Source organism: Pontivivens nitratireducens, from assembly GCF_014235845.1.
Taxonomy (GTDB): Bacteria; Pseudomonadota; Alphaproteobacteria; order Rhodobacterales; family Rhodobacteraceae; genus Pontivivens; species Pontivivens nitratireducens.
The window spans coordinates 162809-176806 of the sequence record NZ_JACJUQ010000005.1; the positions used below are offsets into that span (position 1 = coordinate 162809).

Sequence of the window (13998 nt, forward strand, 5' to 3'; positions counted from 1 at the left end):
CATCGAGTGTCTCCGAAATTACGTCAGGCATTTATGTCGCGTTCACCTGCCCCGAATGCGGTACGTAAAGAACGACAGGCTTTTCGTACTGAAATCTAACCGATTCAGATAGCAAAGTACCGGGTTTTGTCAAAGACTACAGTTTATTAGGCGAGTTGATTTCATGTAGCACACGTTTAGCGTGTTGTTGCGATTTCGAGCAATCAGACTTCCAAAATCCAGCACGATCAGGCACAAACGATTTCCGAGTTGCGTTGATTGCATGACCGTGCAGGGCACATGAACCCTTGACGATGTGCCTTACGAGAAGGAAGCGGGCATGATCTCCGATTGGAACGATGCCTATGCCAATGGTGCGCATATCAAGGGTGCCGAGAGCTATCCGGAGCTGTGGCGGGAGCGTGCCGAGAAATACCGCGAAACCCTGCTCGATGCGGATCGTGCGCGGTTGAGCGTGGGATACGGCACCTCGGAACGCGAACGTTTCGATCTGTTCATGCCGGTATCGGTACCGCTGGGACTGGCTGTGTTCGTCCATGGCGGCTATTGGCGGACCTTCGACAAATCCACTTGGTCCCATCTGGCGCAGGGCGCGGTGGACAGGGGCTACGCGGTCGCCATTCCATCCTATACCTTGTGCCCGAACGCCGCGATCTCCGACATCACCGCGCAGATCGCCCGCGCGGTCTCACAGGCGTCCGGAATGGTTGCGGGGCCGGTGCATCTGGCGGGGCATTCAGCCGGGGGGCATCTGGTGACACGCATGGCCTGCGCGCTCAGCCCCTTGGGGCAGGGGGTGGCGGGGCGGCTCGGTCCTGTCCTGTCCATCAGCGGTCTGCACGATCTGCGCCCCTTGTTGAGGACCGACATGAACCGTGACCTGCGTCTGGACTGGGCGGAGGCCACCGCCGAAAGCCCGGCCCTGCACGCGCCGCGCGACGGCACACGCCTGACGGCCTGGGTCGGTGCCGAGGAGCGCCCCGAATTTCTGCGTCAGGCGGAGTTGATTGCGAATATCTGGACAGGCTGCGGCGCCGACACCACGCTGAAGGTGGCGGCGAACCGGCACCATTTCGATGTCATAGATGATCTGGCCGATCCGCAAAGCGCGATGATCGAGCATTGGCTTTCCTGACAATCTCCGGCACCGTGCCCGCGACATCGAAATCGGAGCCGTCATGACCCGCACAATCCATATCCTAAACGGACCGAATCTTAACCTGCTGGGACAGCGTGAGCCTGAGATCTACGGCTCCGATACGTTGGCCCAGATCGAGCAGAGGTGCCAGGCGCGCGCTGCGGAGCGTGGGATCGCGCTGACGTTCTGTCAGACGAATTCCGAGGGAACGCTGGTCGATCACATCCACCGGGCCAGGGGCGAGGGCGCCGATATCATCATCAATGCGGCGGCCTACACCCATACCTCAGTGGCGGTTCTGGACGCTCTCAAGACATGCGATGGCCTGCAGGTGATCGAATTGCATCTGTCCAATCCGCACCGTCGGGAGGCGTTTCGCCACCACTCGTTCGTGGCCCCAGCAGCGACGGGCGTTATCGCCGGCTTCGGTGCGCAAGGTTACCTTATGGCTCTCGACGCCCTCGCCTGATAAGGAAAACCTCCTGTTTTGAAGCAAAATTTCAGGCAATCCAGCCTGCATGAGGTGAATTAACGAAGCGATGTGCCTGTTCTGGCAGCGTTTTCGATGGCCCGTTGCATCTTGAAAAAGCGCTGCTAGGCTCTTGGGGCAAGCTGGCGGAACGACGCCTGACAGGGATAGCGGACAGGGATTTCAGATTTGGCGGACACTTCAACGAACGACGGCTTCGTAACATTTGATCGTGTTCAAAAGAGCTACGACGGTGAAACGCTCGTGGTGAAGGACCTGAACCTTTCTATCGGGCGCGGTGAGTTTCTGACGATGCTCGGGCCGTCCGGTTCCGGCAAGACGACATGCCTGATGATGCTGGCGGGGTTCGAGAGTGCCACCCACGGTGAGATCAAGCTCGATGGCGTTTCCATCAACAACATTCCACCGCACAAGCGCGGCATCGGGATGGTCTTTCAGAATTACGCCCTGTTCCCCCACATGACCGTGGCGGAAAATCTGGCCTTCCCCCTCGAAGTGCGCAAGATGGGCAAGGCCGAGCGTGAGGCCAAGGTAAAGCGCGTGCTGGACATGGTGCAGATGGGGGAGTTTGGCGGCCGTCGTCCGGCGCAACTCTCGGGCGGTCAGCAACAGCGGATCGCACTGGCCCGCGCCTTGGTCTTCGACGCGGAGCTGGTTCTGATGGATGAGCCGCTGGGCGCGCTCGACAAACAGTTGCGCGAACATATGCAGTTCGAGATCAAGCACTTGCACGAACAGCTTGGCATCACCGTGGTCTACGTCACCCACGATCAGGGTGAGGCGCTGACGATGTCGGATCGGGTTGCGGTCTTCAACGACGGTCGCATCCAGCAACTCGCCCCGCCCGAGGATTTGTACGAGCGCCCCGAAAACAGCTTCGTCGCGCAGTTTATCGGTGAAAACAACACGTTGCCCGGCACGGTTGAGAGCATCGCCAATGGCGTGGCCGAGGTGCGCCTCCCCTCGGGTGAGCTGATCAGCGCGGAACCGGTGAACGTTTCGAATCCGGGGGAAAGCACGCTCGTCTCCATCCGCCCCGAGCGGGTCGAGATTGATCACAGTCGTCTGCCGGAGGACGCGCATCTGATCGATGCGGAAGTGCTGGAGTGGATCTACATGGGCGATATCTTCCGCACACGACTTCGTGTGGCTGGAAACGACCAATTTGTTGTAAAATCGAGGAATTCCGGCGATCAGCGCAGGCTGGCGCCCGGAGAGCGCATCAAGATCGGCTGGGCACCCACGGATGCCCGCGCGCTTGAGGTGAACTGAACGAGATAGTCGCGTGGGCGGTAATGCCTCGCGCGGCGACACCCGCAGCGACCGGAGCCCCGGTTCGGTGCACTGCGGAACAGATCAAAACCGGGACAGGGAATTGAACATGAAACTCAAGACATTGATGATCGGTGCGACATCCGCACTCGCACTCACCGGCGTCGCGAACGCCGAGGGCCATATGGCCGACAGCATGACGATCGTCAGCTGGGGCGGCGCATATCAGACCTCTCAGGAAAAGGCTTACTCCGAGCCCTACGCCGAGGAGACCGGAATTCAGATCACCTGGGACGAAAGCTCGGCCGAGGCTGTCGCCCGTCTGCGCGCGATGTCCGAAGCTGACAACGTGACCTGGGATCTGGTCGATGTCGTCGCCGCGGACGCAATGCGCCTGTGCGACGAAGGTATCGCAATGGAGATCGACCACGACGAAGTCCTCGCCCAGGGCGATGACGGGTCGAGTCCGACAGAGGATTTCGGTGAACTGATCATCTCCGACTGCTTCATTCCGCAGATCGTTTATTCCACAACGTTCGGCTATCGCACCGATGTCGAGGAGTGGGGCGGTGCCGAGCCTTCCTCCGTCTGCGATGTGTGGAACACGGAAGAATTCCCCGGTCAGCGCGCGCTGGAAAAGCGCCCGATCGGCAACGTAGAGTGGGCGTTGATTTGTGACGGCGTCGCCTACGAAGACGTCTACGACATGCTGGAGACCGAGGAAGGCGTCGCACGCGCCCTCGCCAAGCTGGATGAGATCAAGGACAACACCATCTGGTGGTCCGCCGGCGCGGAAACGCCGCAGCTGCTGGCTGACGGCGAAATCGTCATCGGTTCGACCTATAACGGTCGTCTGTTCTCGGTCATCGAGGAGCAGGACCAGCCGGTCGGCATGCTGTGGGATTACCAGATGTTCGACCTGGACGGCTGGATCGTTCCCGCCGGTCTGCCCGAGGATCGTCTGGCCCGTGTGATGGACTTCCTGCACTTCGCGACCGATACGCAGCGTCTGGCGGATCAGGCGAAATACATCGCCTACGGTCCCGCCCGTGCGTCCTCCGCCCCGCTGGTCAGCACCCATGAGGAGCTGGGCATCGAGATGGCGCCGCACATGCCGACCGATCCCGCGAACAGTGTGAACACGTTCCTGTTCAACTACGAGTGGTGGGCTGATAACCGCGACGATATCGACGCGCAGTTCCAGTCCTGGCTGCTTCAGTAAGCTCGGACCGAATACACTGGTGCGGCATCCTCGGGGTGCCGCACCGCCCCCCGCAAAAGGGGCATTCAGGTATGCGGTGGTCCGCACCACCCCATTCCTGAATATCACCCTGTTCCTGAATGTAGGCGACAACTGCGTCAGCGCGCGCAAAGGATTTTGGACGATGAGCACCTCCACCGAACCCGTACTTGCCGCGGATGGCCAGCCGCTCAAGCGGTCCCTCGCGAGGGCGCTGCGCCGTCAGAAGATCCGGGCATTGCTGCTTGTCGCGCCGCTGCTGTTGTTCATCCTTCTGACATTCATCATTCCGATCGGGAACATGCTGCTGCGCTCGGTGGACAATGCAATCGTCGAGGAAACGATCCCCCGGACCGTCGAGGCCTTGCGCGATTGGGACGCCAATTCCGGCCTGCTGCCCGAAGAGCCGGTTTTCGAGGCGCTCTACGCCGATATGCTGATCGCCACCGAACAGAAAATCCACACGCGCCTTGGCTCGCGCTTGAACTACGAATCCTCGGGCATGTCGTCGCTGTTTCGCAAAACCAATGAGCGGCGTCTGGGGCGGATGGACACCTCCGCGCCGCTGGCCCCTCAATTCGAGGATATTGACGAGGATTGGGTGGATCCGGAGACCTGGTACGTCATCAAGACAAATTCCGATCCGATAACGGCCGGCTACTTCCTTGCCGCGCTTGACCTGCAGGCGACGCCCGACGGGATCGAGCCGGTGTCCGATTTGCAGGCGATCTATGTGAAGCTGTTCATTCGCACGATGATCCTGTCGGTCACGATCACCTTCATGTGCTTCCTGCTGGGCTATCCAATTGCGTGGATTCTGGCGAACCTGCCGTCGCGCAGCGCCAATCTGCTGTTGATTCTGGTCCTGCTGCCCTTCTGGACATCTCTTCTGGTGCGCACATCCGCGTGGAAGGTTCTGTTGCAGCAACAGGGGGTCATAAACGACACGCTGGTCTGGATCGGTATCATCGCGGATGACAACAGATTGGCGATGATAAACAACGCAACGGGGACGGTCATCGCGATGACGCATATCCTGCTGCCGTTCATGATCCTGCCGCTCTATTCCGTTATGAAGACGATCTCGCCCACGTATCTGCGCGCGGCGAAGTCGCTGGGCGCGACCGACTGGACGGCCTTCTGGCGGGTGTATTTCCCGCAAAGCGTTCCGGGCATCGGGGCGGGGGCGATCCTCGTCTTCATCCTGGCCATCGGGTATTACATCACGCCTGAACTGGTCGGCGGTACGGATGGCACGTTCATTTCCAACCGGATTTACTATCACATCTCGTCGAGCCTGAACTGGGGCCTTGCCGCAGCGCTCGCCACCATTCTGCTCGCGATGGTTCTGGCCCTCTATTGGGTTTACGACCGCCTCGTCGGCATCGACAACGTGAAGCTGGGGTAAGCCATGTCACTTCCTGCATATGCATCCACCGGGCAAACGATCTGGTATTACAGTTTCCGCGTCATCTGCGGCCTGATCTTCGCGTTCCTGATCATCCCGATCCTCGTCATCATTCCGTTGAGCTTCAACGCGCAGGATTTCTTTACCTTCACGCCTGAAATGCTGCGTTTCGATCCGGCGGGGTACAGCCTGAAGCATTATCAGGATTTCTTTACGGACAGCGGCTGGCAGCAGGCATTGCGCAATTCGTTCATCATCGCGCCGATTGCGACCGTGATCGCCGTAACCTTCGGCACGCTTGCCGCAATCGGGTTGAGTCAGAGCCACGTTCCGTTCCGCGGGGCGATCATGGCGATCCTGATCTCACCCATGATCGTGCCGCTGATCATCTCCGCGACGGGAATGTTCTTCTTCTATTCGAAGATGGGTAATTTTCTGGAGGATCAGCTGGGCTGGAGCCAGAACTTCGTCGGCTATATCAAGATCGTGCTGGCGCATGCGGCACTGGGCATTCCATTCGTGATCATCACGGTTACGGCGACCCTGGTCGGGTTCGATAAATCGCTGACGCGGGCCTCCGCCAATATGGGGGCAGGGCCGGTGCGCACCTTCTTCAAGGTGCAGATGCCGCTGATTCTGCCCGGTGTGATTTCGGGCGGTCTGTTCGCCTTCATCACATCCTTCGATGAGGTGGTCGTCGTGATCTTCATCGGATCGGCCAATCAACAAACCCTGCCATGGCAGATGTTTACCGGCCTGCGTGAACAGATCAGCCCGACGATTCTGGCTGTCGCGACAATTCTGGTTTTCATTTCCATCCTGTTGCTTACAACGGTCGAATTGCTGCGGCGCAGGTCTGAGCGCCTTCGAGGAATGTCGCCTGGATGAAGCTGAAATTCGCTATGTTGTCAGTCCTGATCGCCTCGGCCCCTATGGCCGAGGCGTGTACGTCTGACGGTATGTTGTTCTTCGATGCGAACCCCCGGGCCACTCTGTTCGTGGTGCCTGACGATCTGCCGTTAAGCGACAGCAAGGGCATTACCGTTACAGGGGCCTATACGGGTACGGAACTGCGCGAAGGGGGCGGCAACGCGCCCGTTGGATTTTTCCTGCAAGACGGTGAGGTCATAAACCGCAACGGTGGTCCGATGGACGGGGTCCTGCTGATCGACGGGGACAACGTGCGGATCACCCGACGCGACGTGATCGGGATCGACAGCGCGGAAGGCCGGCTTGCCCTGGCTGAGCGGGCGAAGCAGGACCACATCTCAATGCTTCAGTCGCACCTGCTGATTTCGGATGGCGAACTGGACATTCACGAAATCGAGGACGCCCCGCGTTTCACCCGCCGTGTGCTGATCCAGACGGAGGACGGTCTGGGCATCTGGCAAAGCGCCCAGCCCCTGACGCTGTATTCTGCTGCCGTCGCAGTTCAGACCGCCTGCGCCCCGACAATGGCGCTGAACCTGGATATGGGATCATACGATTATTGCGTCAGCGACGGGCGTTATTGCGGTCTGCGCCGTGATACGGAACGATTGTCGAACCTGCTAAGGCTGGAGCGTGGAGAGCGCCCACAGCCAGATGGAGACGCTGAGGACTGACATCCCGGTGCCCAACAGGACCACCGACGCGGCCACACCCTTTGCCCGGTCGTACATGTTCGCGAAGACATACGCATTGATCCCCGGCGCCATCGCGGCCGTAACAACGGCGGAGCGGACGAATTCCGGCGACAGATCGAACACCTCCACCGTCATCAGCCATGCGATCGACGGATGCACGATCAGCGACAGGACACTGACCATCAGGGCCTGGGGCAACTGGGCCGACAGCTTGTACCGCGTCAGGATCGCGCCCAGTCCGAACAGGGCCGCAGGCAGGGCGGCCCGTACCATCAGATCGACCGCTGCCCAGACCGGATCGGGCAGGGAAATGTTGCCGAGATTGACGATAAAGCCGAGCGCGAGGCCGATCATCAGCGAGTTTCGAAACATCGACCGCACGACGGCGCGCACCGTATCGACCGGACCGCGCCCATCCGCCCGCGCGATTTCCATCGACGTTATCCCCAGCAGATAGCAAAACGGCGCGTGGATCGAGATGATCGCGAAGTTCGCCGCCAGCGATTCCGTACCATAGGCCCGCTCCATGATCGGCAGGCCCAGCAGGACGGAGTTCGAGAAGAGAGCGCCGAAGCCGATCGCCACCGCCTCACCCGGGCGGCGTCGGAAGATCAGCCGCGCCCCCAGAATGCCCAGCACGAAACAGGTGCTGGCGCCGACGTAGAAGCTGATCAGCAACCTGATATCGAACACCGCCCCCAGATCCAGACGGGCAAGCGCGGCGAACAGCAGGCAGGGAATGGCGAACCCTTGCGTGAACACCATCAAACCGTCTGCACCTGAATCGCTGAACAGTTTCAGCCGCGTCGCGATGTAGCCTGCCCCGATCACCAGAAAGACCGGAATGACGATCTGGATCAGTCCCAGCATGGGAACTCGATCCGGGCGCGGCTACAGGTCATATTCGATCTTCATCCCGTCATAGGCCGCCGTCACATTTTCGGGCGTATCGCGACAGACCGTCGCGTAGTCGAGGTCGATGTGCATGTTGGTCAGGATTGCCCGTTTCGGCTGCGCCCGGGCGATCCAGTCCAGCGTCTGCGCGTAATGACTGTGTGTCGGGTGCGGTTTGTAGCGCAAGGCATCGACCACCCAGCAGTCCAGCCCTTCGACAGCCTGCCACGCCGCGTCGTTCATCTGGGCGACATCGGGCAGGTAGGCGAAATCACCGACCCGGATGCCCTGTGCCTGGATGCTGCCATGATCGACAGCGAAGGGCGTGATGTCGATCGTTCCGCCTGCGCCGTCGATCTCGATGCGCCCGTCCAATGGCTTGAGGTACAGGATCGGCGGATAGGGGCTGCCCTCGGGTGTTTTGAACGCATATCCGAACCGTTCCAGCAAGGCGCGGCGCGTCGGTTCGTCGGCCCAAACGGGCAGGCGGGCGCGCATGTTGAACACGATCATGCGCAAATCGTCCAGCCCGTGAACATGGTCCGCATGCTCATGCGTATAAACCACACCGTCGAGGGTGCCGATGCCTGCTTCCAGCAGCTGGTTTCGCATGTCAGGTGAGGTGTCGATCAGAACGCGGGTGGCGTCCTCCCCCTCGAACCGCTCGATCAGCAGCGAGCAGCGGCGCCGGGCGTTTTTCGGCTCTTCCGGGTCGCATGATCCCCAATGCCCGCCAAGGCGCGGAACCCCGCCGGACGATCCGCAGCCCAATATTGTGAACACCATTCGCGCCATCACGCAGCCGCCACGGTGCGCGTGAACAGGCGCTCGAAATTGGCTTCGGTATGGGCCGCGAAATCCTCGACGCTGATGCCGAAAACCTCCGCCCCGCGGGCCGCGGTATGGGCGGTATGGGCCGGTTCGTTCCGCTTGCCGCGATGGGGAACCGGGGCGAGGTAGGGGCTGTCCGTCTCGACCAGGATACGGTCAAGCGGGGCGGTCGCGAAAATCTCACGCAGTTCGGTTGATTTCGGAAAGGTCACGATCCCCGACATGCTGAGGTAGAAGCCGAGCTCCAGCGCCGTGGCGGCCAGGTCCGGACCCGAGGAAAAGCAGTGCATCACGCAGGTGAACGGGCCGCTGGCGTGCTCCTCCCGCAGGATCGCGGCCATGTCGTCATCCGCCGCGCGTGAGTGGATGATGAGGGGCAGACCCGTCTGGCGGCATGCCTCGATATGACGGCGCAGGCTGGTCTGCTGCGCCTCCGCGCTTTCCGCCGTGTAATGATAGTCCAGTCCAGTCTCACCAATGCCGACCATGCGCGGATGCTGCGCGGCCTCGACCAGTTCGGACACCTCGATCATGGGTTCGGATGCCACGCTCATCGGATGAATGCCGTAGGCGAACCAAACCTCGGGCAGCCGTTCCGCGATGGAGTGTACCTTCGCCAGCCCCGCGCGTTTGGTGCAGATCGTGACCATCCGGTTCACGCCCGCCGCGTGGGCACGGGCGATGACCTGCGACAGGTCGTCGTCAAAATCGGGAAAGTCGAGATGGCAGTGACTGTCGGTGAGCATGGGGCCTACTGAATTTGCCGTCGTGCGGTCGCATCTATTGCAAGGAAGGTATCGAGGATGACTTGCGCAGGGTCAAGGTTGACCAGCCGTCCGTGGTCAATCCGTGCGCTGGTCGTCTGGGCCAGTTCGGCCCATTGCTGGGCGGCGAAGGGCGTGGGGGCAAGCCTGCGCAGGGTCGCGGCCTCACCCTCCACCGCCTCGACGGGGGGCTGACCGGTGGCCCCGGTTCGCGACAGTCGGTTCAACAGAAGGGCAATCAGGCGCACGGTCAGGTCGTATCGCTCCTCCGCACCGCGCCCGGCGCATCCATCCGCCACACGGGTCATCAGCATCCGGTCCATGCGGGGTGCCGCCGAAAGGATGGCGATCAGGTTTCCGTAAAGCACCAGGCCTTCGTCCGCGATCAGGCGCACGGCCTCACCCGCGCTGCCCCCGCTGAGGCTGGTCAGCGCCTGCGTATCCGCATCGGGCGCGTAGCCCGCGTCCATCATCGCACTGCCCAGCGATGCGGCATCCAGCGCGCCCAGCCGCAATTCGCGACACCGTGACCGTATGGTCGGCAACAGGCGGCCCGGCTGATGGCAGACCATCAGGAACAGGACCTTCTCGGGCGGTTCCTCCAGTATTTTTAGCAGAGCGTTCTGGGCGGGGATATTCAGATCGTCCATCGCGTCGACGATCGCGACCCGCCAGCCGCCATCGGCCGCGCTCATGTTGAAAAAGCTCTTGAGCTTGCGAACCTCCTCGACGGTGATCTGTTTGCGGAGCTTCTTGGTCTTTTCATCCCAGGGGCGGCGGCACAGCAGCACACGCGGCTCCCCCAATGAGGCGACCCTGCGGAACGCGGGCTGGTCAGGGTCGATATACAACCCGGCATCGCCCTCGGGCTGACCCGCGATCATCCACCGCGCGATGCGCCAGGCCAATGTCGCCTTGCCCACGCCGCGCGGGCCGGTCAGCATCCAGCCGTGATGCAATCTGCCGCCCCGCGCCACGCTGAGAAACGCATCCTGCGCCGCGTCTTGACCGTGCAGGGCGGCAGTCTCCCTTGGATGGGGGGCACCCGCGATGCGGTCCGGTTCTGGTATGTCGTCGCTCACAGCCTTGCCTCGACACGGTGGGCGATATCTGCCGAGACAATCTGGACCGGGCGATCGCCGTCTATCAGAATGCAACGCTCCGGCTGGTCCTGCGCCAAGGCACAAAACCCCTCTCGCAGGGTGTGCTGGAAACGGGCCCCCATATCCTCGAACCGGTCCTCTCCGGATTTGCGCGCCAGTCCGCGGGCCAGTGCGGCATCGGGGTCCGTGTCCAGGATCAACGTGATGTCCGGTTCGACCCCGATCATCAGATCGTGCAGGGCATCGACGGTATCGCGCAGGTCGCCGCGCGTCGCACCCTGATAGACACGGGTGCTGTCCGCGAAACGGTCGGAGATAACCACCGCGCCGCGATCCAGCGCGGGGCGGATCGTGCGCTCCAGATGGTCCCGGCGGGCGGCAGTGAACAGCAGGATCTCCGTCTCCGCCGACCAGCGGCCCGGATCGCCCTCGACCAGAAGCTTGCGGATATCCTCGGCCCCCGGTGCGCCGCCCGGCTCACGCGTCAGCACCACGTCGCGTCCAGTCGAGGCCAGCCGTTCCCACAGCATCCGCGCCTGCGTCGATTTTCCAGACCCGTCTATGCCCTCGAACGTGATGAACATCGCCCCCTCAATCCGATCCGAACAGATTGTCGAGCGCGCGCGACGCCAGCAGCCCGGTGGAGGAGACGATACGGGTCATCGGCCCGCCCTCCGCGACGTCGCTGCGGGCGAGCAGGGGGATTGTCATGGTGCCGACGCCGGGGGTTTCGATCAGCAGATCCGCGATGTGCTGGCCCGCCTGGATCGGAGCAGGGACAGGGCCGTCATACACGACCCGAGCCGTGGCCTCATCCGCCTGTCCGCGCGGTAGGGTGGCGACGATATCCTCACCGGCGATCAGATCGACCTGCTTGTCCTCCCCCAGCCAGACATCGGCCTGCGCGACCGGCGTCTCACCGTCGAAGAAGGTGACGTTCTCGAACTCGCGAAAGGCCCAGGCCGCGATCCGCTCGCTTTCGTTCGTGCGGGTCTCGGTGCTGTCCAGACCCGTGACCATGAAGATGATCCGACGCCCGTCGCGAACCGCCGAGCCGACCAGCCCGTAACCGGCTTCCTCGGTATGCCCGGTTTTCAGGCCATCCCCCGCGATGGAGCTGTACAGCAGCGGGTTCCGGTTTGGCTGGGTGATGCCGTTCCAGGTGAACTCCCGCTCCGCGAAGAAGGGATAGTACTCTCCGAATTCGTCCATCATCCGGCGGGCCAGAAAGACCAGGTCACGCGCGCTCATCCGGTGCGATTCCGCCGGCCAGCCGGTCGCGTTGGCAAAGGTCGAGCCATCCATCCCCAGTTCGCGCGCCCGCTCCGTCATGCGGGAGGCAAATGCGCCTTCGGACCCGGCCAGATGTTCCGCCACCACGATACAGGCATCGTTGCCGGACAGCACCACGATGCCCCGGATCAGGTCGCGCACCGTCGGGTCGTGCCGGGTTTCAAGGAACATGGTCGAGCCGGGATAGCCATGGGCGTTCGCGCTGACCGGGAACGTATCGTCCATATCGACGCGCCCTTCCTCGATGGCCTCGAACAGCATGTTCAGCGTCATCAGCTTCGACATGGAGGCGGGGGGAATCGGCGTGTCCGCGTTCTTCTCCAGCAGGACAGCGCCGGTGTCGTAGTCAACGACGAGCGCGGCTGTGGCGGACGTGTCCAGCGTCTGGGCTGAAATCGGCGCTGCGAATGCGAACACCAGCACGGCGAAAATACGCAAAATCATCGGAAAAACTCCACTGGTTCAAATCTTAGAGGGCGACGGCGAGGGCATCATCGAACCCCATCTGCCGCAACCTGTCACGGATCGCCGCCAGATCCGAGGCACTGCGCGCCGGGCCGACGACAACCCGGGTCAGAGCGCCCGCAGGTTCGGTACGCGCCGACAGGCCTTCGGCTTGCAATTTCGTCACCAAAGCCGTCGCGTTTGAGGCGACACCGAACGTACCGACCTGCATGTAGGGCCGCTCCGGCACCGTTCCGGGCGCGGGGGGTGAGGGCGGAACCGTCGCCGGTTGCGGCGCGGCAACAACCGGCGCGACCGGTTCGACGTCAGGCATATCGGCCGGAATATCGGGCGCCGTGTCGGGAATGTCGATGATCGTCGCCTGCATCGGCTCCGCAATGTCTGCAACCACATCTTGTGCGGTGATCTGGGCCGGCGCAGTCGCGTCAAAGCGCAGGGCGACGACCTCTACCTCCACCGGAACGCCGGGCGTAACGCCCAGCTGCTGCGCCGCGTCCGCTGACAACTGAAACGGTGGACCGGGGATCGACGGATCACGACGGAACAGCGCGGCGGTGATCGTGCGGCCTGTGGAAATCTCCGTGATGCTGGCCCGCTCCGCCGACACGACATCAGGATGCGCGATCCAGGCCCCTCCGAGCGAGGGCCTCCCGTCCCAAGCGGCCAAGGTTCGCAGCGCGAAAAGATCCGGTCGCGGGGTGGCGCCGTCGCCCTGCATGGCTGGCTCGACAGCACGATCGACGATATTCTGAGTGAGTGGCGTGCCTTGCGGCCCTTCAGGCACCTCGCATGCCGTGACCGCCAAAACCGCGCATATCGCTGTGGTTGTACGAACGTATCGCATCGTTATCGCCATGGAGCCTGCCTCTTTGCCTGTGACCGCGACCCTCTGCGGGACCGTCGTCCGCGCAAACTCTACCCCACGGCGATCCACTAGGAAAGTCTGGTGCTGGACGTTATGCGTTCACTTCGCTAGGACCAACCTAGCTGGAGGTGTGGCCGAGCGGTTTAAGGCACCGGTCTTGAAAACCGGCGTGCGTGAAAGCGTACCGTGGGTTCGAATCCCACCGCCTCCGCCATAAATATTTATAAGATATTGTTTTTAATCAATATTATTGTGTCACAGATGAGCCTCCCTCCCATCTACCCGCCAACCCCAAAACGCATGATTTTTTGCAGTTTTTTTATTTGGTTGGCGGTAGATTGAACGCGAAACTACGTTAGGCAAGCCATGAAACTCAATACTCGTCAGCAGAAAGCCCTCAAGGGTATCGTTTTTGAAAGCGACTTCTTAGAAGGTGACTTTGCGCCCGATGGAACATTTGGCAGTGGAATGGGAAAGGTGACTTTCGATAGCCTCATAGAATTGGGGCTTATTGAAAGCGGGCCGAGCAAGCGTCACCACGGGGCCATCGGATACCGACCCACGCAGTTAGGCAAAGAGACTGAGAATTCGCTTTACTGAAAACTCAGCC

14 protein-coding genes, 1 tRNA gene and 1 pseudogene are annotated in these 13998 nt (G+C 61.6%); 9 read left to right on the forward strand and 7 right to left on the reverse strand.

The window, feature by feature from the left end:
• Positions 1-319: 319 nt before the first annotated feature.
• The 7 genes and pseudogenes from H1S03_RS08010 (at position 320) to H1S03_RS08040 (ending at position 7152) form a co-directional block, all read left to right on the forward strand.
• Positions 320-1135, forward strand: coding sequence for an alpha/beta hydrolase (locus tag H1S03_RS08010; RefSeq protein WP_185803955.1), 816 nt, complete (start codon positions 320-322; stop codon positions 1133-1135).
• A gap of 43 nt (positions 1136-1178) precedes the next feature.
• Complete coding sequence (gene aroQ, locus H1S03_RS08015; protein WP_185803956.1) at positions 1179-1607, forward strand: type II 3-dehydroquinate dehydratase; 429 nt, start codon at positions 1179-1181, stop codon at positions 1605-1607.
• A gap of 189 nt (positions 1608-1796) precedes the next feature.
• Positions 1797-2900 (forward strand): ABC transporter ATP-binding protein, encoded by a 1104-nt coding sequence (locus tag H1S03_RS08020; RefSeq protein ID WP_185803957.1) that lies wholly within the window; start codon positions 1797-1799, stop codon positions 2898-2900.
• Positions 2901-3009: 109 nt separating this feature from the next.
• Positions 3010-4122: an extracellular solute-binding protein gene (locus H1S03_RS08025; protein ID WP_185803958.1), complete on the forward strand. Its 1113-nt coding sequence runs from the start codon at positions 3010-3012 to the stop codon at positions 4120-4122.
• Between the two features lie 163 nt (positions 4123-4285).
• Complete coding sequence (locus tag H1S03_RS08030; RefSeq protein ID WP_185803959.1) at positions 4286-5548, forward strand: ABC transporter permease; 1263 nt, start codon at positions 4286-4288, stop codon at positions 5546-5548.
• Between the two features lie 30 nt (positions 5549-5578).
• Positions 5579-6436: pseudogene (locus H1S03_RS08035) on the forward strand (ABC transporter permease); the annotation flags it as partial.
• The gene (locus tag H1S03_RS08040) at positions 6433-7152 is read left to right on the forward strand and encodes a hypothetical protein (protein ID WP_185803960.1); all 720 of its coding nucleotides are present in this window, start codon (positions 6433-6435) and stop codon (positions 7150-7152) included. The pseudogene H1S03_RS08035 and the gene H1S03_RS08040, both read left to right, overlap by 4 nt.
• Here the strand turns inward: H1S03_RS08040 and H1S03_RS08045 are convergent.
• Genes H1S03_RS08045 through H1S03_RS08075 form a run of 7 tightly spaced genes read right to left on the reverse strand, consistent with a single transcriptional unit; the run spans position 7099 to position 13241 of the window.
• Positions 7099-8043, reverse strand: a complete 945-nt coding sequence (locus H1S03_RS08045) for an AEC family transporter (RefSeq protein ID WP_185803961.1) — start codon at positions 8041-8043, stop codon at positions 7099-7101. The two genes, H1S03_RS08040 and H1S03_RS08045, sit on opposite strands and share 54 nt — an antisense overlap.
• 21 nt (positions 8044-8064) lie before the next feature.
• The gene (locus tag H1S03_RS08050; RefSeq protein WP_185803962.1) at positions 8065-8862 is read right to left on the reverse strand and encodes an MBL fold metallo-hydrolase; all 798 of its coding nucleotides are present in this window, start codon (positions 8860-8862) and stop codon (positions 8065-8067) included.
• Positions 8862-9644: a TatD family hydrolase gene (locus H1S03_RS08055; protein ID WP_185803963.1), complete on the reverse strand. Its 783-nt coding sequence runs from the start codon at positions 9642-9644 to the stop codon at positions 8862-8864. Before H1S03_RS08055 ends, H1S03_RS08050 begins: the two co-directional genes overlap by 1 nt.
• A gap of 5 nt (positions 9645-9649) precedes the next feature.
• A complete protein-coding gene (locus H1S03_RS08060) occupies positions 9650-10744 on the reverse strand; it encodes a DNA polymerase III subunit delta' (RefSeq protein WP_185803964.1) in 1095 nt (364 codons plus the stop codon).
• Complete coding sequence (gene tmk, locus H1S03_RS08065; protein WP_185803965.1) at positions 10741-11349, reverse strand: dTMP kinase; 609 nt, start codon at positions 11347-11349, stop codon at positions 10741-10743. The genes H1S03_RS08060 and tmk overlap by 4 nt, the downstream gene beginning before the upstream one ends.
• 7 nt (positions 11350-11356) lie before the next feature.
• Positions 11357-12502, reverse strand: coding sequence for a D-alanyl-D-alanine carboxypeptidase family protein (locus H1S03_RS08070; RefSeq protein ID WP_185803966.1), 1146 nt, complete (start codon positions 12500-12502; stop codon positions 11357-11359).
• 25 nt (positions 12503-12527) lie between these two features.
• Positions 12528-13241 carry an SPOR domain-containing protein gene (locus H1S03_RS08075; protein WP_185803967.1) on the reverse strand — a complete coding sequence of 238 codons (714 nt, stop codon included), beginning with the start codon at positions 13239-13241 and terminating at the stop codon, positions 12528-12530.
• Positions 13242-13512: 271 nt separating this feature from the next.
• Between H1S03_RS08075 and H1S03_RS08080 the strand changes: the two genes are divergently transcribed.
• Positions 13513-13602: transfer RNA gene (locus H1S03_RS08080), tRNA-Ser, on the forward strand.
• Positions 13603-13754: 152 nt separating this feature from the next.
• A complete protein-coding gene (locus H1S03_RS08085; RefSeq protein WP_185803968.1) occupies positions 13755-13988 on the forward strand; it encodes a hypothetical protein in 234 nt (77 codons plus the stop codon).
• Positions 13989-13998: the final 10 nt, after the last annotated feature.